We start from the raw sequence: 21,768 nt of genomic DNA, 5'->3' as shown, positions 1-21,768 counted from the left end.
AGGACAATCTCTACGCCGCAACCCGTGGGGGGGCACTTTGTTCTTTCGACGGACGACAACGAGAGGCCTAGACAAAACACTGATCCAAAAACGTGGGGCGGGGGGACGGTTCTTCCCCCGCGCCCGCGTTCCGTGCCGTCAGGCCGACCGCCCGGCGTCCGGCGAGAGGGCGTACTGCGCCACCCCCTCGCCCAGTGACCAGTCGATCGACTCGTTCTCCGTCACCGCGATGAACATGTTGCGCGGCTCGGTCCCGGCGTACGCGTGGGCGAGTTCCGCGATCCGCCGGTACAGCATCCGCTTCTGTTCCGGCGGGCGGCCGGAGCGCATGGTGATCGATACGTACACGATGCCGTCATCGCGTCGCACGCCGAGGTAGTTGTCGTAGCGCAGCGTGCCGCTGACGCCGTCGTGGCTGGTCAGGATCTGGAAGCGGTCGTCGGGCGGGAAGCCGATGGTCTCGACGAGGGCTTCGTGCACCGCGCGGCCCAGCGCTTCGAGTCTTTCGGGGTCGGCCCCCAGCGCGTCGACGCGGACGAGTGGCATATCGGCGTGTCCTCTCCCTTGAACTGCGGTGCACCTCAGCGTACATACTAGTAGGTACAGAAGGAGGGTCAGCGCCCCGCCCGCCCGCGCGCGGCCAGGTATTCCTCGAACGTGTCCGTGCCCACGGCCCGGTCGGGGGCGAGGTTTCCGCCCGCCCGCAGGGCCCGCATGATCCTGCCCGGCGGCTTTACCGGCACGACGCGCCGCCGCAGACCGGCCGCGCGGAGCGTGGCGGCCGCGAGGTCGCGGGCGTCCCGCACCTCGGGTCCCGCCATGTCGGGCACCCGGCCGGCCGGTGCGCTCCGGACCAGTTCCGCCAGGCGCTCGGCGACTTCTGTCACTTCGATGGGCTGGAAGCGCACCCCGCTCAATGTCAGCACCACCGGCAGCCGCCGCTGCACGGTGGTCAGCTTCGCCACCAGGTCGTGGAACTGAGTGGTGCGCAGAATGGTCCACGGCACCCCCGAATCCCGCACGATCCGCTCCGCCTCCAGCTTCGAGCGGTAGTAGGGGAGCGGAATCGTCTCGATCCCGACGATCGACACATAGACGAGGTGCGGGACCCCGGCCCGCCGCGCTGCCGCGGCGAGCCGCCGGGTCGCGGCCACGTCGTCGCGGGCGTTGGTCGCGCAGTGCACCACCGCCCGCACGTCTCTCAGGGCGGTGTCGAGACCGGTGCCGTGGACGAGGTCGCAGACCGCCCACTCGTACGGCCGGTCGTCGTCCGCCCGGCGCGGCCGACGGCTCATCACGCGCACGGGCACACCGTCGGCGAGGAGCCGCGCCACGAGAGGGCGGCCGAGCGTGCCGGTGCCGCCGGTTACCAGAATCGGCTTGTCCATCGTCCTCTTGCCTCCAGGGCCGGTCGCAGTGTGCCGGGAAGACCGGCACAGCAGCAAGGACGGGAGGGGGCTCCGGGACGTGACATGGAGGCGGCAGCGCTCGTCGGACTCGTCAGAGGGGGAGGAAGGCGATGACGGACGTCCCGTCGTTGTGATCGATCCCGCCGCTGCTGGTCAGACAGAGCTTTCCGCTGGTCAACGAGCTGTAGACAGCGTTGCCGTTGAAGTGGTGGCCCTTGAACCACGTCCCGTCGGTGACGGTGCCCGTCCACTCGGCCACGCGCGTGCCGTCCTCGCGCGGCAGCGTGGAGACGGTGCCGGTCAGGGTGCTCGTGCCGCCTTGGTGTCCGCCCTTCGGAGCGGTGGTCCAGTGGTCGGTCTCGGTGATCGAGGGCGTGATGACCTGGCCGGGGCTCGCCTGCAGGCATCCGGTGACGGACTTGACGGAGCCCGTGAAAGTGCCCTGCCAGGTCCGGGACCCCGGCAGGGGCAGCTCGGAACAGGAGTAGTCGCCCGACCAACTGGTGGTCGTCTCGCGGGGGGTGGCCTTGAGGGGCGGGTCGAAGGTGTAGTGGATCCGTCCCTCGCACGTCCCGGTCGCCGGGCCGGCCTGCTCCTGCCCCCCGGCGGAGGCGGGCGCGGGCAGCCCGAACACGAGGAGGAGGGGCAGGATGCCGGCGGTGACCGGGAGGAAGGCGCGTCTACGCATACCGTGGTGATCCTTTCGGGACGGGACCTCGGTGTCGCTTGCCCTCACAGTCTTCACAAGGGCCGCGGCCCCCACTCCCGGTCCAGGGCGGCGTGCGGATGGGCCACCCGGCGTGCGCACGCGCTCGGCGCCGCTCAACTTCCCGGAGGATCCCGGCACACCGCCTGAGCCGGACGTCACCTAGGGAACGTACCGGCGGTCCTCCTCGATGACGGGGGCGGCCGGGGGCGGCGGTTGCACCCTGCGGCGCTTGAAGATGCTCACGTAGGCGCTCAGGCCGATGATGCCCACCGCCATCAGGATCAGTCCCACAAGAGGGACGTTCATGCCGTCCACGTGCCAGTCGACGGCGAACGTGAGGATCGCGCCTGTCGCGATCAGACCTATGCACCATCCCATGCCCATGGTGAACGCCTCCCAACGTATTGGTCATTTCGGCGTGTCAAGGGGGCGGTTACCCCGGTCTTCGGCAGCCAATCGCTTTGTGCGCGCGCTGCCTTGACAGCGAACCGGTGCGTGGCACCGGTTACCGCGCGACGCCGGCGAGGACGGCGGTGACGACTTTGCGCACGGCTCCGGCCTCCGGCGCGGTGCCGCTCCGGTCGGCGAACAGCAGGTGCCCGGCCCCGATCAGCGTGGGAGCGAGGCTGTCGACGTCGGCGCCGGCGGCGATGCGGCCCAGCCCGCGCTCGGCGGTGAGGTACGCGGCGACCATGGCCGTGGCTTCGGTCAGGAGCGGGATACCGGCCGGCGTGGTCCGGCGCAGCCGCGTACGCAGCTCGTCCCGGAAGGTGACGAGGGCGACGATCGCGACCGCGACCGGCCCGAAGAACTCCGTGAGCGCGCCGGTGAGATTGCCGGCGACCGTGCCGGTCCCGGCCCTGTCGCGCAGAGCCGTGGCCTGGCCGTCGAGCCGGGCGCCGCGGTCGAGGACGAGCTCGGCGAGGAAATCGTCGAAGTCGGTGAAGTGCCGGTGCAGGACGCCTTTGGCGCAGCCCGCTTCCGTCGTGACGGCCCGGCTGGTCAGCTCGCTCGGCCCGTCCCGGAGCAGGACGCGCTCGGCGGCCTCGAACAGCTGCCGGCGCGCGTCGCGCATGGCCACCCCTGTCGGCATACCGCGCCTCCCCCTCTTTCCTTGCCGGGCCCGCCCGTTGACGCGTGGGCATGCGCCCAGCATAGTGGGCGCATGCCCACTATGCCCCCGGAGCGATCGCGACCCCCGGAGCCTCATCAGTACCGACACGTGGCGGAGTCTTTCGGCGCGGACGCCGAACGCTACGACAGGACCCGGCCGCACTATCCAGCGGCGCTGGTGGACCGCATCGTCGCCGAGAGCCCCGGCCCGTACGTCCTCGACGTCGGGTGCGGTACGGGGACAGCCGCCCGGCAGTTCCAGGCGGCCGGCCGTACGGTGCTCGGGGTCGAGCCGGACGCGCGCATGGCCGCCCTGGCGCGACGCCTCGGGGTCGAGGCCGAAGTGGCGAGATTCGAATCCTGGGACCCGGCGGGCCGCGCGTTCGACGCCGTGATCGCCGGCCAGGCGCGGCACTGGCTGGACCCGGTGGCCGCAGCCGCCAAGGCCGCTCAAGTCCTCCGCCCGGATGGCCGGTTGGCCGCGTTCTGGAACGTCTTCCAGCCCCCGCCCGGCCTCGCGGACGCCTTCGCCGCGGTCTACCAGCGCGTGATGCCCGACTCGCCGTTCGACTTCCGGGCGGTGGCGAGGCGCACCGGGGACGGATACCAGGCGCTGGCCGCCAAGGCGGCCGACGGGATCCGGACGGCGGGCGGGTTCAGCGAGCCGGAACAGTGGCGATTCGACTGGGAGCACACGTACACCCGCGACGCGTGGCTGGACCAACTCCCGACCCACGGCTCCCTCACCCAACTCCCGGCGGAGCGGCTGGATGAGGTGCTGGCGGGCGTCGGCGCCGCCGTGGACGCGGTCGGGGGCAGCTTCGTGATGCGGTACGAGACGGTGGCGGTCACGGCGGTACGGACCGGGGCAGCCTCCTAGCGGCCGTCCCGGACCGTGAGCAGGGGCCGGAGGCGGGCGTAGGCCCAGGCGCCCAGCGGCGTGGGAGTCGTGGTGGTCACGTCACGGGGCTGCTCCGGCACGAGACCGCGCGATCCGGCGAGCATGCCGACGATGCCCTCCACCGCCTTGGGCGGCAGCCCGGCCGCACCGAGCGAGGCCCGCACATCGTCGTCGGTGACGGACCGGAGGCGGACCGGGCGCCCCAGCGCCTCCGTGAGAATTTCCGCGACCTGGGTGAACGTCAGATCCTCGGGGCCGTGGACGGCCTGGACCAGCCGGCCCTGCCAGTCGTCGTGGAGCAGGCGGGCCGCCACCACCTCGCCGATGTCACGGGGATCGACCCACGGCATCGGCTGCCGGGGGTCCGCCGCGGTCGTCAGCACCCCCTGGCGCAGCTCGTCCAGGCTGAGCAGGAGGTTGGTGAAGAAGTAGCCGCACCGCAGATGGAGGACATCGGCGCCGGTGGCGTCGAAGAGCTCCTCGATCCGGGCCAGCCCGTCGATGTGGCCCACACCGTGCCGCTTCTCCGCTCCCACACTGCTCAGGAACACGATCCGCGCCACATCTCCGGAGCGGGCCGCCTCCGCCAGAGCGGTCGCGGTGCGCCGCGACGTCCCGATCGGGTCCTGGGCCGTGTGGGGCGTGGGGTCGACCCAGAAGACGGTACGCGCCCCGGCGGTCGCCGTGCGTACGAAGCCGGGGTCCGTGAGATCACCGCGTCGCACGTCGGCCCGGGCGCGGGTCTCCGCGTCCAGGCGCGCCGGATCCCGCACCAGCACCCGGGGTCGCGCGCCTGCCTGGATCAACAGCCGCACCACCCGGGATCCCACGTGTCCCGTAGGCGTCGTCACCACAATGGTCACCGCGAAGCTCCCTCCGGTCTGCCGCAGCCCTGCGGACTCATCCCATCAGAACGGGGCGGCGCCCGGACGCCGGACGGGCTCATGGCGCACTCGCGTCGTCCGTGAAAGGACCGGCCCGGCGCCGGCGGAGGGCTTACTCCACGACGATCTCGACCGGGATGTTGCCGCGCGTCGCGTTGGAGTACGGGCACACCTGGTGGGCCTGGTCGACCAGCTTGCGGCCGGTGGCGGCGTCGACGGAGTCGGGGAGCTCCACGCGCAGCGTGACGGCCAGGCCGAAGCCCTCGCCCTGCTTGCCGATGCCGACCTCGCCGGTCACCGCGGCCTCGCTGACGTCGACCTTCGCCTGTCGGCCGACGAGGCCCAGGGCGCTCGCGAAGCAGGCCGCGTAACCGGCGGCGAACAGCTGCTCCGGGTTGGTGCCCTGGCCGCTGCCGCCCATCTCCGTCGGGAGGGCCAGCTGCACGTCGAGGCGGCCGTCGGAGCTGACCGCGCGGCCCTCGCGGCCGTGGGTGGCGGTGGCGACAGCGGTGTAGAGCGCGTCCATGGAAAACATTCCTCTCACGATCCTGCGGGGCGGCCGGTCCGGCCGCCTCACCTCTTCAGTAGAGCACGCAATTAAATTGTGCACAACTAAATGGTGCCTCGGGTTATCCTGGCCTCATGACCGCCACACCGGGCCCGCCGGCCGGGGACTACCTCCGCCTCGACCAGCAGATCTGCTTCTCCCTGAACGCCGCCTCGCGCGCCTTCGGCAGCCTCTACCGCGCGCTCCTCAAGGACCTCGGGCTCACCTACCCGCAGTACCTGGTGATGCTCGTGCTCTGGGAGCACGGCGAGCTGCCCGTGAAGAAGGTCGGCGAGCATCTGCGGCTCGACTCCGGGACGCTGTCGCCCCTGCTCAAGCGGCTGGAGGCGGCCGGTCTGGTGCGGCGAGAACGCAGCACTCAGGACGAGCGGTCGGTGCACGTCCAGCTCACCGGCGAAGGCACCGCCCTGCGGGAGCGCGCCCTGCTCGTACCGCGCCGGATCGCCGCCGCGACGAGCTTCGACCTCGACGAGATCCGCGACCTGCGAGCACGCCTCGACCGGCTGACCGCCGCGCTGGACCGGACGGCGCTGGAGGCCATACCGGACCTCTGAGCGGGCCGGGTCGGCCCCCGCTCAGTGGTGGTTCCACCAGTCGATGAGGCCGAGCAGTGCCGCCGTCCCGGTCGCCTTGACGGTGGTACGGGTCATCTCGTCGGCCGCCGTACGGAGCACGCGGCGCAGGTGCCGGTGAGCCGCCGACTTCCACGCGGCCCGATGGGCCGCGCCGAGCCGGGGGCCGGTCAGGTATCCGTGCGCGTGCTCGGAGCCGCCGGTGGAGTGCTCGGGGTCGGGTGCGGTGCTGATCGTGGGCCTCCAAGAGGTCGGGGCGCTGATGACCGGATTCACGCCGTGGCACTCACGCAGTCCTCCAGTTCCGCCGCGAGCACCGGATCAGGGCGGGGGACCAGGCCGTAATCGGCGTCGCTGTCCGTCTCCAGTCGCCGTACGGCGGCGGTGAGATGGGGGGAGACGGCCTCGTGCCGCCGCTCCTCGGTGACAGCCGTCAGGGTGCGCTGGGGTTCGGGCTCCCAAGGAAGCCGGGGAGCGGCGGATTCCACCACTCCGTAGCGGGACGGGGGCGTATCGCCCGGGGTCCGCGCGGGCGGCTCACCGAGGATCCAGGCACCGCCCTGCCGGTGCAGGTCCGTGGCCTGGGCCAGCCACCACTGGGCGGATCCCCTCTCGCTGCGCTGCAGATGGTGCAGGTAGAGGCAGTACGCGGCCGTGGCGGCGCCCGCGCCCGCGGCGAACCGCCACCAGAACGCCGCTCCCTCGTGCCGGTCGACGAGATGGAGCAGACAGGCGAAGGCCAGCGCGCCGTCCGGTTCGATCGCCGGGTCGTCGACCAGCAGGGCCATGGAGGCGACCGCGGCGCGGTCATGGATGACGCGGGCGGACAGCGAGTTGAGCTCGGACGCGGCGCGCTCGTGCAGGCCCGTCTGTCTGCCGGGTGACGGGCTGCCGGTCCGGTGCCTCAGGGCGCCCCGGTCGTGGCCCTCGCGGAGGCTCTGGGCGCGGCGGTCCATGGTGTCGGCCTTGTTCCAGACGATGCGGCCGGCGATGCGTGCCAGCGCGGCCTGCTCGTCGTAGTCGTCGAAGGTGCCCGGGATCCGGGCCCGGCCGAGCATGTCGGTGATGCGGGCCGACCGGTGGCCTCGGTGCTCCTGGTGCATAGGGTTCACTCCTCTTCTTCCGTGGCCCCTGTGATTCCCAGGTCGTGCGCGAGGTGGCGTCTGGCCGTGCGGATGTGCGAGCGGACGGTGGCGGGCGAGATGCCCATGATCAAGGCGACCTGCGGTACGGGGTAGCCGAGCACGTAGCGCAGCACGACGACGTCGTACTGGCGGTCGGGCAGGCGCGTCATGGCCGCGTACAGCCCGAGGCGCGACTCCAGGACCTCCATACGGGCCCGTACCGCGCCCATGACCGCGGCGAACGCGGCCGTCTCGATCATGGCGGGGGCGGAGCGCCTCCTGGCGGCCAGCAGGCTGGTGGTCTTCTCCTTCAGGGCGGCCAGGGCGTACGCCGCGCGGTTCGGTTGCCGTCGCACTTTGCCCCAGTCCAGGGCGAGTTGGCAGAAGACCTCCTCCACGACCCACTCGGCGTCCGCCTCGCTGCCGAGCTGGAGGTGGGCGTACCGCAGATACGCCTGGTGCTGGAACGAGAAGAAGTCGACGAAGTCGGGGGGCAGTCCGTCCGAGAGATCCTTGTGGAGAGCGGGGCGGGGCCGCGGGCCGAGCCGCGGGCCGGTCATGACGTGCCCGTCCGGCGGCAGGGCGCCCAAGCATCACACACGTGCACCAGCACACTCCTTCGCGACGAGGACAGCGCCGCCCCCTCTGGCGCCCGGGGCCGCACGCCCCTCACCGACCAGCCAAGCGAACCCGGGGGCCGGATGTGCAGGCCGATTTCACGAAGAACGAGAAAAGGGCGCGTCGGTGCCACCGCGCGCCCCGTTCATCAACCCTGGCGCTCCTGACAGCCGTCGCGCCGGTGAACCCGCGCCCGGAGGGTGTGCGCCCCTACCGCGCCCACTCCGGTGTCCACACCTCGGCGCCGCGGTGGCGGGGCCGCGCGGAGCGGAGGTGGTCGCGGAGCGTGGTGAGCGCGGGGTGCGGGTTGTCGGAGCGCCAGATCAGCGAGTGGGGGTAGACCGGCGTCGGGCCGTGCAACGGGACGCGCCGCAGGTCGTGTTCGGCGGGCCAGACCATGCGGGTCTGTTCGCCGACGAAGGTGGCCAGCACCGAGGACCCGGCGATCGTGTCGAGGAGCGGCTCGGTGCCGAAGTCCGGGCCGGTCGCCTCGATGGTGAGCCCGAACGCGGCGGCGAGGTCGTCGTAGAAGGCGGCCCACTCCGTACCGGCGACGAGGCCCGGCATCCAGATCCTGTGCCCGGCGAGCCGACCGGGCGCGACCGCCTGGGCCGTGGCCAACGCGTGGGCCGGCCCGGTGAGGAGCTGGATGGGCTCGTCGTGCACGGGCGTGGCCTCGACGCCGTCGGGGAGCCGCCGCGCGGGCAGGGTGACGGCGCGGAACGACGCGTCGATCGTGCCGGACCGCACGGCGGCGATCGCCGCGTCGGCGTCGAAGAGCGTCACGACGTCGAGTTCGGTCCCGGGGTGGGCGCGGTGGAAGTCGCGCAGCAGATCCGCCGGCGCGAGCCGCCTGCCGATCACGTCGACGCGCAGGGCCCGGCTGCCGGGCCGCACGGAAGCGGCCGCCCGTTCCCCGGCCCGCAGCAGAGCCCGGGCGTGCGGGAGGAACGCCTGCCCGTCGATGGTGAGCCGGGCTCCCCGCGCGGTGCGGGTGAACAGCCGGACGCCCAGCTCCTTCTCGAGCGCGGCGACGCGCTTGGAGACGGCCTGCTGGGTGACCGACAGACCGGCCGCGGCCTCCTGGAACCGCCCGGCGTCCGCGACGGCGACGAAGGTACGCACGGCATCGAGATTCACGCCCGCCATCGTAGGTGTACAACCGATGGTTGTGATCCGGCGCGAGCCCGGTTGTTTGCCCGCCGGGCCCGCCGCTCGGTTTGATGTCGCCGGTCACCACGAGGGTGATCGAGTGCGACGGCGAGAGGTGTGCTGAGGAATGGGAGCCAGACGGCCACTGGGGCGGCGGTTCGGGTGGCTGTGGGCGGCGTACGCGGTCAGCACGTACGGCACATGGCTCGCGTTCGACGCCTTCCCCCTGATCGCGATCCTCGTGCTGCACGCGGGGACCACGGCGGTGGCGACGCTGGCGGCCGCGGGACTCGCGGTGGGGGCGGTGGTGGCCGTGCCGCTCGGCCCGTGGGTGGAGTTCCGCCGCAAGCGGCCGGTGATGATCGCGACGGACCTGGTCCGGTTCGTGGCACTGGCCAGCATCCCCGCCGCGTACGCGCTCGGCCGGCTCAGCTTCGCCCAGCTCCTGGTCGTGTCGGTCGTCGCCGCGGCGGCCGACATCACCTTCAGGGCGGCGAGCGGCGCACACTTGAAGGCACTCGTGCGGCCGCGGGACCTGCTCGTCGCGAACGGCCGGTTCGAGTCCACGACCTGGACGGCCACCATGCTCGGGCCGCCGCTCGGCGGCGCCGTGATCGGGATGTTCGGCCCGGTCACGACCGTGGCGGCCGATGCCGTCAGCTATCTGCTGTCGGCGGCGGGAATCCGCGCGATCGGCGGGAAGGAACCGCGGCCCGTCCGGAGCGGCCCGAGCCCGCGGCTCCGCGGGAGCGACCTGCTCGAAGGCTGGCGGTACATCCTGACCCACCCGGCGCTGCGCCCGCTGTTCCTCAACACGATCCTGGTCAACGGCCTGATCATGGCGTCCTCGCCGCTGCTCGCCGTCCTGATGCTCGGCCGCCTCGGGTTCGCGCCCTGGCAGTACGCCCTGGCCTTCGCGGTGCCCTGCGCCGGCGGTCTCATCGGCTCGCGCCTGGCCGGCGGGCTCGTCGCCCGGTTCGGGCAGCGCAAGGTCATGCTCACCGCCGGGACGCTGCGCGCGTGCTGGTCACTCGGGCTGGCCTTCATCAGCCCCGGCGTCACCGGCCTGGTGCTCGTCATGGCCGTCGAACTCGGACTGATCACCTGCGCGGCCGTGTTCAACCCCGTGTCCGTCACCTACCGGCTGGAGTCGACGCCGACGGACCGCGTCACCCGCACCCTGTCCGCGTGGTCGGTCACCAGCAAGCTGACCACCGCCGCCATGACCGCGCTGTGGGGCCTGCTGGCCGCCGTCACCGGCCCCCGCACCGCTATCGCGATCGCCGGTCTCCTGCTCCTGGCGACTTCGCTGCTGCTGTTCCGCCCCGGCCACCGTGAAGCGGTCGAGAACCGGCCCGAAGCCGCGCCCGCCACAGCCTCCTGAGGGTTTCGCCCGCGTCTCAGCGGCCGCAGCGGGCAGGGTGACGAGACCGCGGGGCCCGGGATCGGACTGCCGTGATGTCCGCGTAGGCGGGCACCATCCCTCCGGGCGGAGCTCGCGGCCCATGGGCGCGCCGCTTGACGCCCGGGGTAGTTTGGCCCTCCATGGACGATCTTCATACCCTGCCTTCCGCGCCGCTGACCGTGGCGGCCGGTCAGGCGACCTGCACCGCACTGGACATCCCCGCGAACGTGGCCACCGCCGCGGACCTGGTCCGCCGCGCCGCCGACCAGGGAGCCGACCTGCTCGTGCTCCCCGAGCTCTTCGTCACCGGCTACGAGCTGTCAGGAATCACGGCCGACCCCGAGCACCGCACCCTGAGCCCCGCGGACCCCCGATGGGATCCGCTGGCCGCCGTCTGCGCCGAGACCCGCACCGCCGTGGTGGCCGGTGCCCCCACCCGCGACCCCGAGTCCGGGCAACTGCGCATCTCCGCCGTGGTCCTCGGCCGCGACGGCCGGTTCGCCGCCCGCTACGACAAGCAGCACGTCACCCCGGACGAGCGCGCCGCCGGCTTCGGCCCCGGCGCCCGTGGATGCACGGTCACCCTCGACGGCTGGCGACTCGGACTCGGCATCTGCTGGGACTCCGGCTACCCCGAACACGCCCGCGCCGCCGCCCTCGACGGCTGCCACGCGTATCTGGTCAGCGCGATGTTCGGCCGGGGCGGGGGCGCCCACCAGTGTGCGACGATCTTCCCGGCCCGGGCGCTGGACAACACCAGCTACGTCCTGCTCGCCAACCACAGCGGACCCAGCGGCTCGTACCACGGCTGTGGCGGCAGCGCGGTCTGGAATCCGGACGGCACCTTGCTCGTCGACGCGGGCGCCGCCGACCCCGGCCTGGTCACGGCCCGTCTCGACCCGGAGGCCCTGGCGAGGTCCCGGGCCGCGGACCCGGTGCTCGTCGATCCCTCACTCAGTGCCCCGGTGCGCCCCCGCGGCGGCGCCACCCTCGCCTGAGACCGCCGCGCTTGCTCTCCGCCGGGGTCTGCAGCCCCCGGCGGTGTGTGCCATCGGTCAGCTCAGCCGCGCGTCCGCGTAGACGACCATCGCGTCGCGCTGGTAGTCGGCCAGCCCTTCAGCGATCTTGTCGTAGTTCGCACGGAACTCCGGGGTGTCGACGTAGTGCTGCCCCAGCCCCTTGTACGCGGCGGCGTCCGGGGTCCAGAAGCGGCACACGCCCCGGTAGTGGGCGTCCATCTCGGCCTGCACCGCGGGGTCGGTGACCGGTGTGCCGGCCACCATGAACTCCGCTATGCGGATCATCTGTGCCGTCACCTCACGCTGCCACCCCTCCATGTCGTCGGCGGTCATCGTCGCGGCGGCCTGCCGGGACTGCTCCCACGCCTGCGGCCACCGCTCCCGCACCTCCGCGTCCACCTCGGGGCGGGTGTGCTCGAAACCCTCGAAAAGGTTTTCCGGCCTGTTGATCTTCGCCATGCCCTTCTCCTCCTTGCCTGCCTCCAGTTCGGCGATGGTCCGGCCGACCGTGCGCACCAAGGTCTCCAGCCGGTCCCGCTCCCGCAGCAACCGCTGGTGATGCTCCCGCAGCACGGCCACCCGATCGACCTGGCTGTCCAGAACCGCCTGGATCTCCCGCAGCCCCAGGTCCAGCTCTCGCATCAGCAGGATCTGCTGCAACCGCAGCAGGTCCGCCTCCTCGTAGTAGCGGTACCCGTTGCTTCCGATCCACGCGGGCGGCAGCAGACCGATCTCGTCGTAATGCCGCAACGTCCGGGACGTCACCCCGGACATCCGGGCCACCTCCGCGATCGACCAGGCCATGTGCCATGCCTCCCATCGCCGGGCCGGTCTTTCCGGCCACAAGGAAGACCGTAGAAGTTGACGCAACGGAAAGCGCAAGCGACGCATCGCGTCGTGGCAGCCGAAGCAGTCGGTCCGCGATCCCCGTGGCACCGTCCTGATTCCCGAGCGGTGCGGCGGTCACTGCTGTGGGCTGGACGGGAGCGACGGCCCGAACCTCGCGTGCGCCGACTGCGGCCTGCCGGTGGCGACCCGTATCGACGACTGCTCACTGTGGCAGGCGGTGTGGTTCGCGCGGCCTCCTCGCGGACACGTTCGGCCGCGCGCTCGACGCGCTGATCCCGCCGGGAATCGCGGCCCCGCACGCGGGACCATGAGAGCTGGGCTCGGCTGAACCGTCGTCAGTCACCGGTGTCACCGAGGAGCCGGTCGACATCCATGACCGCGGCCAGCGCCCCGCGGAGAGCGCCGACGCACATGGCGTGCAACTCGGCGCGGGAGATCGTCTCGTCCGACAGCCATTCCACGCACAACGCGCGTACGAACACCAGCCAGCTGGTCAGCGCGGCGGAGACCGTGTCCCTGGAGCCGCCGTCGAGGACGATCACGTCGAGCAGACGCTGCCTCAACTCCGCCAGCTCGTCGGTGATGATGGCCTGGATCACCGGGTCGCCCACGAGCGCCCTGTTGGCCGCGAGCACCGCGTGCCGGTTCGCGGCGAAGTAGTCGAAGTGGATGTCGAGGCCCGCGGACAGCTGTTCCAGCAGGGGGCTCGCCGGATCGATCCGCGTATCGGTGAGCAGCCGGTCCGCGGCCTGCCGGTAGATCTCGGTGAACAGCACGCGCTTGTTCGGGAAGTAGCGGTAGAGGAGGGCCCGGGAGACGCCCGCCCGTTCGGCGATGTCCTCCATCAGCACGTCGGGGTACGGCCTCGCCGCGAACAGCCGGGCCCCGACGTCCAGCAGCTGGTTACGGCGCTCATCGGGGTCCAGCCTGCGGCGTTTCGTCACGCCGCCCAGATTACTTGACGCGTGTCCAGTAACGGCTCTACCGTCGCCTTAGTAGACGCATGCCTACTAAGGCTGAAGGGTGGCATCCGGCATGGCTGGGTTGCTCAGGTGGCTTTCGTGGATCATGGGGATCGCCTGTGTGGCGATCGGCGTCGCGCACATCGCTTCCGGCATGGATTCCGTGCCCGGCGGGGGTTCGGCCGACGCGACCGTGGACAGTCTCGTGCGGTTCTTCGCCGCGATCTTCCTCGGTTACGGCCTGGCCTGGATCTGGGTGGCCCGGCAGTCGCCGATCCCCTCGAAGGCGGTGCGGGCGCTCGCCGGGATGCTCTTCCTCGGCGGCCTCAGCAGGCTCCCCTCCTGGGCCGCGGCCGGCCGCCCGAACTGGTTCCAGCTGGTGCTGATGGGCATCGAACTCACCCTGCCGCTGCTCTACTTCTCGCTGTCGACGGCGAGCGAGCGGGAGGCGGCGGACCGCGCCGCGGCGCGGGGCTGACCCCTCCCGTTACCTACGGTCATGACTCGCTCACCAGCGGCCGGGCCCGGTCGGAACGTAGCTGGCGCAAAGGGCGCACGAGGCAGATAGTTGGAGAGAGTGGTTTCGAAAGATCGGAGGACGTCATGATCATCCTCGGGATCATTCTCCTCGTCATCGGCTTCCTGACCGGAATCTCCATTCTGTGGACGATCGGCATCATCGTCCTGGTCGTCGGCGCGATCCTGTGGATCGCGGGGGCCGCCGGGCACGCGGTCGGCGGTCGACGGCACTACTGGTAGCGCCCACGCACCGCGGCACGACCAACTGACCGGGGTCGGCGGGCCCCCGGCCTGGTCGGCTGCCGTCGTCCCCCGCCCTCGCGCGGGACAGCGCGGCGAGGTCAGCGGCGAGGTCAGGCGACGTCCCTGCGGTCGTCCCCGAGTGATTCCCGGGCCGGCAAGGCGCGGTCCGGTGATGAAGGCGGCGAAGGTGCGGGTGCCGGTTGCGGGGTGAGGTCCGGTACGGCTCGCAAGCGGCGCTCGGGGCGCGCGGGCTCGGGGGCGCCCAGCACGCGTTCCTCGTAGCGGCCGAGTGCGAGCACCGCGCACAGCATCAAGAAGGGCAGGAGCAGGGCGACGGCGACCACGTGGCCCCCTTCCGCAGGGGTGGGTTCCCCTGTCGCCTTGCCGTGGACGGCGTGCGTAAACCCGGCCTCCCTCGCGCGGCCCCTCAGATGGTGATCCGCCCGGCCCGGGGCACCGTCAGTGAGCGGTTGCGGTGAACACCGGAAGATAGCCCTGCGCATGGCCGACGGCCGTCGGGTGGTACGACTCGGCGACGGGCAAGGTCGCGGAACGGATCCAGGGCGCCTCGGAACAGACCCCGTGCCCGGTGAACCGGTCTCTCACGTCCGCGAACGCGAAGCCATGACCGGCGGCCCGCTTGGCCAGGACGGCGTCCAGCGCGTCGGCGGCCTCGTCGATGGCGGCCCGCTTCGTCTCGCTCATGCCGAGCAGGCAGCGGCCGTGCAGGGTGAACAGCCGCGGATAGCCGAGGACGACGACGCGGGCGGCGGGGGCCTTGCTCCTGATGGTGCCGTACACCGCGTCCAGGTCGTGCGGGAGTGACTGCCCGATGTACGTACGCGCCTGGGCGATCCGCGCCTGACACGTGCTCTCCCCGCCGAGCATGCAGGTCTCCAACACCTCGCCGAAGCCCGCGTCGTTGCCGCCGGCTGTGACGCTGACGAGGGCGGTGCGCTTGCTGAGCGGCTCCAGTTGGCTCGCGGCGACATCCTTGGTGGTCGCCCCGGCACACGCCGTGAACGCGAACTGCCGGACGTGGTGGGCCGCCGCCCAGAGTGCGGGATAGGCGCTCGAACTGCGCTTGCACTGCCCGCTGTCGGGGGTGTAGCCGCCGGCGCCGAGGCCCGCGGAGTAGGAGTCGCCGAGCGCGACGTAACCGTCGACGGGCGCCGCGTCGGCGTGGGCGGTGACCGTCTGGCCTCCGGTGAGGAGCAGCGCGGAGAGCAGGAGGGCGAGGCGCAGGCGGCGCGGTTTGAGGGTCATGCCCCGGTGAACGAATCGACATGCCGGGCGGTCACGGACGCGTCGGCTGTGACGGGCGGGCCGTTGGTGGGGATGGCCCGGCCTGCTGCGCCCGGAGGGTTTATGGCGATAAAATTAGACGTTGTCCAAATATGGGGGTGTTGATGACCGATCTCGTCGGCGCGAAGCGGCGCCTCACCGTCGGCGAGGCCGACGAAGCGCAGATCGTCTTCTGCGGTGCCTCCCGCCACTGCCTCACCGCGAGCCCCCCGGACACCCCGGACGCCTCGATCACCCCGGACGCACCACCATCGTCACCGGGCGCCCACCCGCCCGGTGACCGGGCAGGAGATCCATGCCATGAACGACACCGGCACCCAGGACCGTGACGCCCGCGCGATCCGGCGGGAGGCCGCGCGGTACCGGGAACTGCTCGACTCCGAGCGGCAGAGCGCGGCTCTCTACCGCGGTCTCGCCGCGAGCGCCGTCGGCGAACAGCAGCGGATCTTCCTGGAACTGGCGGCGGTCGAGGAACGGCACGCCGCGCACTGGGCGGACAAGCTCACGGCCCTCGGCCAGGACGTCCCCGGACCCCGCCGCCCCGGACCGCGCGCCAAGCTGCTGTCCTGGCTGGCCCGCCGGTTCTCCGTGCGCGAGGTGCTGCCGTTCGTCGAGCGCGCCGAACACGTTGACGCCGGGCTCTACGAGGGCGACCCCGCCGCCGCGCCGGGCATGGCCGCCGACGAGCGCTCGCACGCCCGCGTGCTCACCCGGCTGCGGGACGGGAGTCGAGGTGACGCCGCGGAAGGCGGCCGGGCGATCGCCCGGCGCGAGCGCTGGCACCGCGGCGACCGGTCCGGCGCGCTGCGCGCCGCGGTGTTCGGCGTCAACGACGGTCTGGTCTCCAACGGCTCCCTGGTCATGGGCTTCGCCGGCTCCGGAGCGGCGGGCACGACCATCCTCTTCGCCGGGGTCGCCGGGCTGCTCGCCGGGGCGTTCTCCATGGCCGCCGGCGAATACATCTCCATGCGCGGCCAGCGGGAAGCCTACGAGCGCGAAATCTCCCTGGAGGCCGAGGAGTTGCGCGACGACCCCGAGGCCGAGGCCGAGGAACTCGCGTTGATCTACCGCGCCAAGGGCCTGGACGCCGACGAGGCGCAGCGCGTCGCCATGACCATCATGAAGGACAGCGACACCGCCCTGGACACCATGGCCCGTGAGGAACTGGGGCTCGATCCCGAAGAGCTCGGCTCGCCGTGGTCGGCGGCGTTCTCCAGCCTCATCGCCTTCGCCCTCGGTGCGGTCGTGGTCGTCCTCCCCTACCTCTTCGGCTCCGGCACCGCCGCGCTGGTCACCGCGATCGCCCTGGCCGCGGCCGCCCTGTTCGCCGTCGGCTCGGCCCTCGGACTCCTCAACGGGCGGACGGCCCTGCGCTCCGGCACCCGCCAGCTCCTCGTCGGCTCCGGCGCCGCGCTGGCCGTCTACTTCATCGGACACCTGCTCGGCGCCGGGCGGATCTGACGTCGCGGCATGGCCAGGCCACGTCTCTCCTCCGGCCTCGCCCGGACGTCAGCGGCGGAGGTCGCGCGAGAGGTCGATGAGGTCGTTCGCCAATGCGGCGACCAACTGTTCACGGAACTCGTCCGGGCTCAGTTTCACCGGGGTGTCGGGGCCGACCTGCCCGACGATGACGCCCGACGGCGTCTCGACCTTCGCGGTCTGCTCCTCGGTTATGCCGTCGATGGAGTGCGCCACGGCACCGGCCACCGAACTCTGCATCGACTTCGCCACGCTGAGATCGTCGATGGAGAACCCCACGTAGGCCGCGATCAGCTTGCCCGACCCGTCGACCACGCGGATCCCCTTGGCGATGGCGTTGCCGTCGCTCACCGTCAGCGTCCAGACGCCGTCCTCCGCCTGCGTCAGAGCGGGCGTGCCGCGCTTGACCTCGGGGTTCGCCATGGCATCACGCAAGCCCTGGGACACCTCATGCTCAGCCACGATGCTCCTCCTTCGCCGACGCGATGAGACGTGCTCTCCGTCCCTACCCCCGGGGCCCGCTCCGATACGTGGCAGCGGCGGACCGGAGAGGACCGCTTCACACCACGTCACCCACGGGCCGCAGGACAGCGAGGCTGACACCACACGTCGCGCACAACTGATGGACCCAGAGCGAGCCGTCCCAGATGACGCTGTCCCGGCCCCCGCACACCCGGCACACGAGGTCACCCCCCGCGGCGGCCGGATCCGGCGCGCGCAGCACCCGGCCCACCACCGCGGACAGCTCCCCCTCGGGACGGAACGCGGGATCGGGACAGTAGGCGATGTTCTGCCACCCCCGCTGCCATCCCGGCCGCATCTGGTCACGGCGCAACTCCCGCTGCCCGCACGCCTTCTCACGCCGCCGCCGCGCCGCGAAGGCGCGTACATGAGCGAGCCAGAGCTGCCGGGCGGCGTGCAGCTCCTCGACCGCCCGGACGAGCGAGTCCGGATCCGCGTCCGGCCTGCGGGGGATCCCCGCGCTGCCGCACAGGTGGTCGTACGTGGCGCGGAAACCGTACGGCGCGAACTGCACCAGGCAGGAGCGCAAATTCGTATGCCGGACCCGGGCGGGCAGGGCCTGGTCCAGTACCCGTCTCCGGTGCGTCGTGAAACTGCTCATGCGGGAACGCTACGGTCTGCCGACGGCGGCCCGCACGCCGGGCTCCGGGCGGAGGGTTCGCGCGTCCTGCGCGCGCCGGAGGCACTGCGCGCGGCCTGGGCGCCCGTCGGCCACCCCAGGACAACGTTGACCGCCCCTCACGGTCCGCCTACGTTCGGCTTGAGGCCCGGTCCACGAAGGACGGGGCCCACTGGGGTGCTTGGGGGCGCAAGTGCACTGGTATGCGGACGTGCTCAAGAAGTACACGGTGTTCAACGGGCGGGCGCACCGTCCGGAATTCTGGATGTTCACCCTGATCAGCGTTCTGATCAGCATCGTGCTGGCCGTCATCGACACCGCGCTCGGCACGAAACCCCTGCTCGGACTGGTGTACAGCCTCGCCGTGCTCCTCCCCACCCTCGCCGTCGGTGCCCGCCGGCTCCACGACACGAACCGGACCGGCTGGTGGCTGCTCATCGGCCTGATCCCGGTCATCGGCGACATCATCCTGATCGTGTTCTGGGCCCTGCCCGGCACTCCGGGCGACAATTCCTACGGCGCGCGCCCGCAAGAGGTCCCCTTGCGATGATCCGCGGCGGATCCGGCCGAAAACCCGCGCCCGGGGCGGCGGGCTTCTACGGTGGTGGCGGAAGCAGCCGTGCGCACGAACGGGAGGACCGATGGGCGGTCAGGACCGGCAGTCGGGAGACGGTGAGGTCGGGGGCCCGTACTCCAGCCCGGGGGACCCCGGTAATCCGATGCCCGACGAGGAGCCACTCCCCGAGGATGACGACTAGCGGGCCGGGATGGATGCCGAAAGCCTGCGGGCCAGGTGCCTCAAGGAGATGGAGACCAGCCCGCGCGGCTATTTCGGCGGCCTGGACTGGCTGCGCCGCGCGTTCCTCGCGGTGCCGCGAGAGCACTTCGTGCCGGAGCGGGTCTGGTGGCCCCGCCAGGGCGAGCACGGTCTGTACGAGCTGATCGACCGGCGCGCGACCCCGGCCCGCTGGCTGAAGGCGACCTACCTGCTGCGCACCCCGCTGATCACCCAGCTCGACGACGGCGCCGTCCCGCCCGACGGGCCCGCCTCCGGAGCGTTCACCTCCAGCATCTCCTGCGTCACCGTCGTGATCGAGCTGCTGCGCCACCTCGCCCCCGCCCCGGGGGACAAGGTGCTGGAGATCGGCACCGGCACCGGCTACACCACTGCCCTCCTGGCCCACCGCACCGGCCCGGACACCGTGACCACCCTCGAAGTCGACCCGCAGATCGCGGACCGCGCCCGGCGGCGGCTCGACGCCCTGGGCGTACGCGCGCACGCGGTGACCGGGGACGGCGAGCGGGGATACGCGGCGGGGGCACCGTACGACCGGATCCTCTCCACCGCCTCGGTCCGCCGCGTCCCTCCGGCCTGGCTGCGGCAGCTGCGCCCCGGCGGGGTGCTCATCGCCCCGCTCGACAGCCCCTTCGGCTGGGACTTCACCATGCGGCTGACGGGTACGGGGAGCGGTGCCGCCATCGGACGCCCGGTGGCCACCGTGGAGTTCATGCGCCTGCGGGGCCAGCGCGCCCCCCGCCCACACCATGAACTCGGCTGGCCCGACGGCCTCGACGCGCGTCGGTGGCGCGATTACGAGATGCACGCGGACCAGCACGGGCAGCGGATCCACGTACCGGCCGCCCGTAAGGGAAAGACTCCGCCGGTCCGCGCCACCTCGTAGAGCTCGTCGCCGCAGCGTCCGTCGGCACGGACCCCGCCCGAGGGCGGGCGAACGCTCCTCCCATGGGATGACCCTTATGGCCACGCGGCCGATGGTGTCCGGCGCGGGAGAGCGAAAGCGTAGGGAATGCCGGACACCGGCGCCGGGCCGCTCGCAGAGCGAAGCCCCCTTTCAGCTGCTCCCGTGTGACCTCAGTACGACATATGCAGAGGTGAAGATGAACCACCCCAGCCCCCGGTATTCCGTGCGGCGCGCAACGACGACAGCGGTGCTCTCCGCGATGGTGTTCGCCGTCACCGGCACGGCAGTCGCCCAGGCCGCCCCGCCCGTCAACTCCACCGGCGGTGCCTCGACTTCGCGGGAACACGCCGACGAGTACACGCACATAGTCGTGGACAAACGTCCCCGGGGCGAAGCCGATCTCGACGAACTCCGCGCGTCCCTGAACAGCAATGGCCTGCAGACCGCGAAGAGCCGCTGGGCCGCCGAGGGAAAGGACGTGGAAGCCGAGCTGAGGAGAGCCGGATCGGGTTACGCGAAGAACGGTCATCACGAACACGTCTTCATGTGGGATTCCACCAAGAAGGGCATCGAAGGCGGCAATGCCATCGAGAAGAACGGGGATGCCATCCGGGTCAAGATCCGGTGGGACGCCCTGAAGAAGGACGGGCGCGTCTTCAGCGGCACGCTCAAGGGTGACCACGGCGGCGGTCCGCTCGGTGGGGAGTCCACCAATGGCGCCTGGGCCTACAAGGGAGACATCCCCAGGAAATACATGTTCATCGTGGGCGTCGACGATCCCGCACACCCCGGCATGAGCCAATGGCTCGCGGGCAAGGGCTGGCCCGACGGCAACGGTGTCTGCTCCACCGGCGGCTCGTCGGGCCGGGCGAAGCGGTCCGTGAGCGTGTGCGAGAAGGGCGAGACACCGCCCGGGCCGGCCGAGGAGGGGACGGCCGGAAAGCCGTCCGGAGAAGCACTGGAGAGCGCGGAGGCCAAGCAGGTCGAGCAGGTCTTCGGGGAGCTCGCGGGCAAATACGGGCTGAAGGTGGTCGCGCCCGACGGCAAGCGGCTCTCACCCTCCGAGATCCATTCCCGGATCCGCGGCTACGGCAAGCTCTCACCCGAGGCGAAGGCCACGCTGCGGGCGAACCTGAGATCGGCGGGCAGCACGGCCAAGGGCGCACTGCTGGTCGCGGGCGGTGTGCTGTGGGCGAAGGGGGTGCACGACGCGTTCGCCGATGACACGACGAGCCTGGACAAGGCGGCCGCGATCACCGCGATCGTCCCCTTCGTGGGGTGCGGTACGCAGGCGGGGGCGGCGGCCGACCACGGGCGGTTCGACGCCGACGACACCACGGCCTGTTTCGGGGCCGACGCGCTGCTGGTCAGCCCGCTGTGGCCGGCCGGGCTCACCCTCCACGGAGCCCGTTATTTCACCGACAAGTGGAAGGAGGCGCAGATTCCCTCGATCACGGTGTTCCAGCAGGCCCGTGACGACGCCTGGAAGAAGACCCTCGACGACTTCCGCGCCGACGGCCTGCGGAAACTGGTGAAGTCGGCCACCGAGATGGAGGGCCAGCAGCTCGAAGCGGAAAAGGCCGTGATCCTGCACAACGCCGCCGAGAAGATGGCCGGCATCGACAAGGGCGGCGCCTCCGCCGAGGCCAGGAAACTTCTCAAGTGGAGCACCGAGCGCAAGGCCCGCGAACAGATCAAGGAGCTGCCGCGGAAGCTGCGCGAGCGGTTCGACGCCGCGATCCGGGACGCGCTCGTGGAGCGGTCGAAGCAGTACAACGAGGAATTCATCAAGCAGGAGGTCAGCATCGGCCGCTGGACCGAGGAATCGTGGCAAGCGGCACTGCACGGACCGAGCCAGTCCCGCGAGGAACGGCAGCTCTACCTCGACAAGCTGATCCAGCGGCTCCGTGACCCTGGCATGCTGCCGCCGGTGCCGGACCAGGCCGGTCTCGACGCGGACATCGAGAAGGCGCGCAAGGCCCTGGCCGGGAGCGGCGACTAGGGACTGTGTGAGGTCGTGATCAATCTCGGGTTCTGCCTCCGTCCGGGGGCGGAACCTGGTAGGACGTCGGGTGTGACGCGCAGGCAACTCA

The 21,768-nt window shown here is 71.7% G+C and carries 28 protein-coding genes; 11 read left to right on the top strand and 17 right to left on the bottom strand.

The annotated features are described in order from the left end of the window. Nucleotides 1-138: 138 nt before the first annotated feature. The 5 genes from ACZ4A5_RS24565 to ACZ4A5_RS24545 all read right to left on the bottom strand — a co-directional run bounded on the left by ACZ4A5_RS24565 (nucleotide 139) and on the right by ACZ4A5_RS24545 (nucleotide 3,211). Nucleotides 139-546 carry a tautomerase family protein gene (locus ACZ4A5_RS24565; protein ID WP_467588139.1) on the bottom strand — a complete coding sequence of 136 codons (408 nt, stop codon included), beginning with the start codon at nucleotides 544-546 and terminating at the stop codon, nucleotides 139-141. A gap of 68 nt (nucleotides 547-614) precedes the next feature. Beyond that, the gene (locus ACZ4A5_RS24560; RefSeq protein WP_467588136.1) at nucleotides 615-1,388 is read right to left on the bottom strand and encodes an SDR family oxidoreductase; all 774 of its coding nucleotides are present in this window, start codon (nucleotides 1,386-1,388) and stop codon (nucleotides 615-617) included. Between the two features lie 112 nt (nucleotides 1,389-1,500). Continuing rightward, nucleotides 1,501-2,097 (bottom strand): hypothetical protein, encoded by a 597-nt coding sequence (locus ACZ4A5_RS24555; protein WP_467588133.1) that lies wholly within the window; start codon nucleotides 2,095-2,097, stop codon nucleotides 1,501-1,503. 180 nt (nucleotides 2,098-2,277) lie between these two features. Then, complete coding sequence (locus ACZ4A5_RS24550) at nucleotides 2,278-2,502, bottom strand: hypothetical protein (RefSeq protein ID WP_467588131.1); 225 nt, start codon at nucleotides 2,500-2,502, stop codon at nucleotides 2,278-2,280. A 121-nt stretch (nucleotides 2,503-2,623) separates the two neighbouring features. Beyond that, complete coding sequence (locus tag ACZ4A5_RS24545; protein WP_467588128.1) at nucleotides 2,624-3,211, bottom strand: TetR/AcrR family transcriptional regulator; 588 nt, start codon at nucleotides 3,209-3,211, stop codon at nucleotides 2,624-2,626. A 72-nt stretch (nucleotides 3,212-3,283) separates the two neighbouring features. On the opposite strand from ACZ4A5_RS24545, the gene ACZ4A5_RS24540 reads away from it, so the two are divergent. Beyond that, on the top strand, nucleotides 3,284-4,111 hold the full coding sequence (locus ACZ4A5_RS24540; protein ID WP_467588125.1) for a class I SAM-dependent methyltransferase: 828 nt from the start codon (nucleotides 3,284-3,286) through the stop codon (nucleotides 4,109-4,111). Here the strand turns inward: ACZ4A5_RS24540 and ACZ4A5_RS24535 are convergent. Then, nucleotides 4,108-4,995 carry an NmrA family NAD(P)-binding protein gene (locus tag ACZ4A5_RS24535; protein ID WP_467588122.1) on the bottom strand — a complete coding sequence of 296 codons (888 nt, stop codon included), beginning with the start codon at nucleotides 4,993-4,995 and terminating at the stop codon, nucleotides 4,108-4,110. The genes ACZ4A5_RS24540 and ACZ4A5_RS24535 overlap by 4 nt on opposite strands. Nucleotides 4,996-5,128: 133 nt before the next feature. Further along, nucleotides 5,129-5,542, bottom strand: coding sequence for an organic hydroperoxide resistance protein (locus ACZ4A5_RS24530; RefSeq protein ID WP_467588262.1), 414 nt, complete (start codon nucleotides 5,540-5,542; stop codon nucleotides 5,129-5,131). Between the two features lie 116 nt (nucleotides 5,543-5,658). Here ACZ4A5_RS24530 and ACZ4A5_RS24525 point away from each other — a divergent pair, with 116 nt between their 5' ends. After that, nucleotides 5,659-6,138, top strand: coding sequence for a MarR family winged helix-turn-helix transcriptional regulator (locus ACZ4A5_RS24525; protein ID WP_467588119.1), 480 nt, complete (start codon nucleotides 5,659-5,661; stop codon nucleotides 6,136-6,138). A gap of 21 nt (nucleotides 6,139-6,159) precedes the next feature. Here the strand turns inward: ACZ4A5_RS24525 and ACZ4A5_RS24520 are convergent, their stop codons facing one another. The 4 genes from ACZ4A5_RS24520 to ACZ4A5_RS24505 form a co-directional block, all read right to left on the bottom strand. Further along, the gene (locus ACZ4A5_RS24520; protein ID WP_467588114.1) at nucleotides 6,160-6,432 is read right to left on the bottom strand and encodes a hypothetical protein; all 273 of its coding nucleotides are present in this window, start codon (nucleotides 6,430-6,432) and stop codon (nucleotides 6,160-6,162) included. Continuing rightward, nucleotides 6,429-7,259 carry a hypothetical protein gene (locus ACZ4A5_RS24515; protein ID WP_467588111.1) on the bottom strand — a complete coding sequence of 277 codons (831 nt, stop codon included), beginning with the start codon at nucleotides 7,257-7,259 and terminating at the stop codon, nucleotides 6,429-6,431. The genes ACZ4A5_RS24520 and ACZ4A5_RS24515 overlap by 4 nt, the downstream gene beginning before the upstream one ends. 5 nt (nucleotides 7,260-7,264) lie before the next feature. Then, nucleotides 7,265-7,840 (bottom strand): RNA polymerase sigma factor, encoded by a 576-nt coding sequence (locus ACZ4A5_RS24510; RefSeq protein ID WP_467588108.1) that lies wholly within the window; start codon nucleotides 7,838-7,840, stop codon nucleotides 7,265-7,267. A 268-nt stretch (nucleotides 7,841-8,108) separates the two neighbouring features. Further along, nucleotides 8,109-9,038 (bottom strand): LysR family transcriptional regulator, encoded by a 930-nt coding sequence (locus ACZ4A5_RS24505; protein WP_467588104.1) that lies wholly within the window; start codon nucleotides 9,036-9,038, stop codon nucleotides 8,109-8,111. A 139-nt stretch (nucleotides 9,039-9,177) separates the two neighbouring features. Between ACZ4A5_RS24505 and ACZ4A5_RS24500 the strand changes: the two genes are divergently transcribed. Together ACZ4A5_RS24500 and ACZ4A5_RS24495 are read left to right on the top strand one after the other, a co-directional pair. Continuing rightward, nucleotides 9,178-10,434 carry an MFS transporter gene (locus ACZ4A5_RS24500; protein ID WP_467588101.1) on the top strand — a complete coding sequence of 419 codons (1,257 nt, stop codon included), beginning with the start codon at nucleotides 9,178-9,180 and terminating at the stop codon, nucleotides 10,432-10,434. Nucleotides 10,435-10,595: 161 nt separating this feature from the next. After that, on the top strand, nucleotides 10,596-11,453 hold the full coding sequence (locus ACZ4A5_RS24495; RefSeq protein ID WP_467588099.1) for a carbon-nitrogen hydrolase family protein: 858 nt from the start codon (nucleotides 10,596-10,598) through the stop codon (nucleotides 11,451-11,453). A 57-nt stretch (nucleotides 11,454-11,510) separates the two neighbouring features. On the opposite strand, the gene ACZ4A5_RS24490 is transcribed toward ACZ4A5_RS24495, so the two are convergent. Both ACZ4A5_RS24490 and ACZ4A5_RS24485 read right to left on the bottom strand, forming a co-directional pair. Beyond that, entirely contained in the window at nucleotides 11,511-12,278 is a 768-nt protein-coding gene (locus tag ACZ4A5_RS24490) for a MerR family transcriptional regulator (RefSeq protein WP_467588096.1), read from the bottom strand. 380 nt (nucleotides 12,279-12,658) lie between these two features. After that, nucleotides 12,659-13,267 (bottom strand): TetR/AcrR family transcriptional regulator, encoded by a 609-nt coding sequence (locus ACZ4A5_RS24485; protein WP_467588089.1) that lies wholly within the window; start codon nucleotides 13,265-13,267, stop codon nucleotides 12,659-12,661. A 91-nt stretch (nucleotides 13,268-13,358) separates the two neighbouring features. Here ACZ4A5_RS24485 and ACZ4A5_RS24480 point away from each other — a divergent pair, with 91 nt between their 5' ends. Then, nucleotides 13,359-13,763, top strand: a complete 405-nt coding sequence (locus ACZ4A5_RS24480; protein ID WP_467588086.1) for a DUF4345 domain-containing protein — start codon at nucleotides 13,359-13,361, stop codon at nucleotides 13,761-13,763. A 125-nt stretch (nucleotides 13,764-13,888) separates the two neighbouring features. Beyond that, the gene (locus tag ACZ4A5_RS24475; protein WP_467588083.1) at nucleotides 13,889-14,044 is read left to right on the top strand and encodes a DUF6131 family protein; all 156 of its coding nucleotides are present in this window, start codon (nucleotides 13,889-13,891) and stop codon (nucleotides 14,042-14,044) included. A gap of 113 nt (nucleotides 14,045-14,157) precedes the next feature. Here the strand turns inward: ACZ4A5_RS24475 and ACZ4A5_RS24470 are convergent, their stop codons facing one another. Further along, nucleotides 14,158-14,391, bottom strand: a complete 234-nt coding sequence (locus tag ACZ4A5_RS24470; RefSeq protein WP_467588081.1) for a hypothetical protein — start codon at nucleotides 14,389-14,391, stop codon at nucleotides 14,158-14,160. A 115-nt stretch (nucleotides 14,392-14,506) separates the two neighbouring features. Beyond that, on the bottom strand, nucleotides 14,507-15,313 hold the full coding sequence (locus ACZ4A5_RS24465) for an SGNH/GDSL hydrolase family protein (protein WP_467588078.1): 807 nt from the start codon (nucleotides 15,311-15,313) through the stop codon (nucleotides 14,507-14,509). A gap of 143 nt (nucleotides 15,314-15,456) precedes the next feature. On the opposite strand from ACZ4A5_RS24465, the gene ACZ4A5_RS24460 reads away from it, so the two are divergent. After that, entirely contained in the window at nucleotides 15,457-15,681 is a 225-nt protein-coding gene (locus tag ACZ4A5_RS24460) for a hypothetical protein (RefSeq protein ID WP_467588075.1), read from the top strand. Next, entirely contained in the window at nucleotides 15,653-16,813 is a 1,161-nt protein-coding gene (locus tag ACZ4A5_RS24455; protein ID WP_467588071.1) for a VIT1/CCC1 transporter family protein, read from the top strand. The genes ACZ4A5_RS24460 and ACZ4A5_RS24455 overlap by 29 nt, the downstream gene beginning before the upstream one ends. A gap of 48 nt (nucleotides 16,814-16,861) precedes the next feature. On the opposite strand, the gene ACZ4A5_RS24450 is transcribed toward ACZ4A5_RS24455, so the two are convergent. Both ACZ4A5_RS24450 and ACZ4A5_RS24445 read right to left on the bottom strand, forming a co-directional pair. Further along, nucleotides 16,862-17,293 carry a hypothetical protein gene (locus tag ACZ4A5_RS24450; protein ID WP_467588067.1) on the bottom strand — a complete coding sequence of 144 codons (432 nt, stop codon included), beginning with the start codon at nucleotides 17,291-17,293 and terminating at the stop codon, nucleotides 16,862-16,864. A gap of 97 nt (nucleotides 17,294-17,390) precedes the next feature. Next, nucleotides 17,391-17,954, bottom strand: coding sequence for a hypothetical protein (locus ACZ4A5_RS24445; RefSeq protein WP_467588064.1), 564 nt, complete (start codon nucleotides 17,952-17,954; stop codon nucleotides 17,391-17,393). A gap of 211 nt (nucleotides 17,955-18,165) precedes the next feature. On the opposite strand from ACZ4A5_RS24445, the gene ACZ4A5_RS24440 reads away from it, so the two are divergent. The 3 genes from ACZ4A5_RS24440 to ACZ4A5_RS24430 all read left to right on the top strand — a co-directional run bounded on the left by ACZ4A5_RS24440 (nucleotide 18,166) and on the right by ACZ4A5_RS24430 (nucleotide 21,677). Further along, nucleotides 18,166-18,522 (top strand): DUF805 domain-containing protein, encoded by a 357-nt coding sequence (locus tag ACZ4A5_RS24440; protein ID WP_467588061.1) that lies wholly within the window; start codon nucleotides 18,166-18,168, stop codon nucleotides 18,520-18,522. A 217-nt stretch (nucleotides 18,523-18,739) separates the two neighbouring features. Beyond that, the gene (locus ACZ4A5_RS24435) at nucleotides 18,740-19,654 is read left to right on the top strand and encodes a methyltransferase domain-containing protein (RefSeq protein ID WP_467588056.1); all 915 of its coding nucleotides are present in this window, start codon (nucleotides 18,740-18,742) and stop codon (nucleotides 19,652-19,654) included. A gap of 217 nt (nucleotides 19,655-19,871) precedes the next feature. After that, on the top strand, nucleotides 19,872-21,677 hold the full coding sequence (locus ACZ4A5_RS24430; RefSeq protein ID WP_467588053.1) for a hypothetical protein: 1,806 nt from the start codon (nucleotides 19,872-19,874) through the stop codon (nucleotides 21,675-21,677). Nucleotides 21,678-21,768 lie beyond the last annotated feature (91 nt).

The organism is Streptomyces sp. NPDC025618, assembly GCF_055558795.1.
Note: the sequence above shows the minus strand (reverse complement) of the source record. Positions and strands in the feature narration are given on the sequence as shown.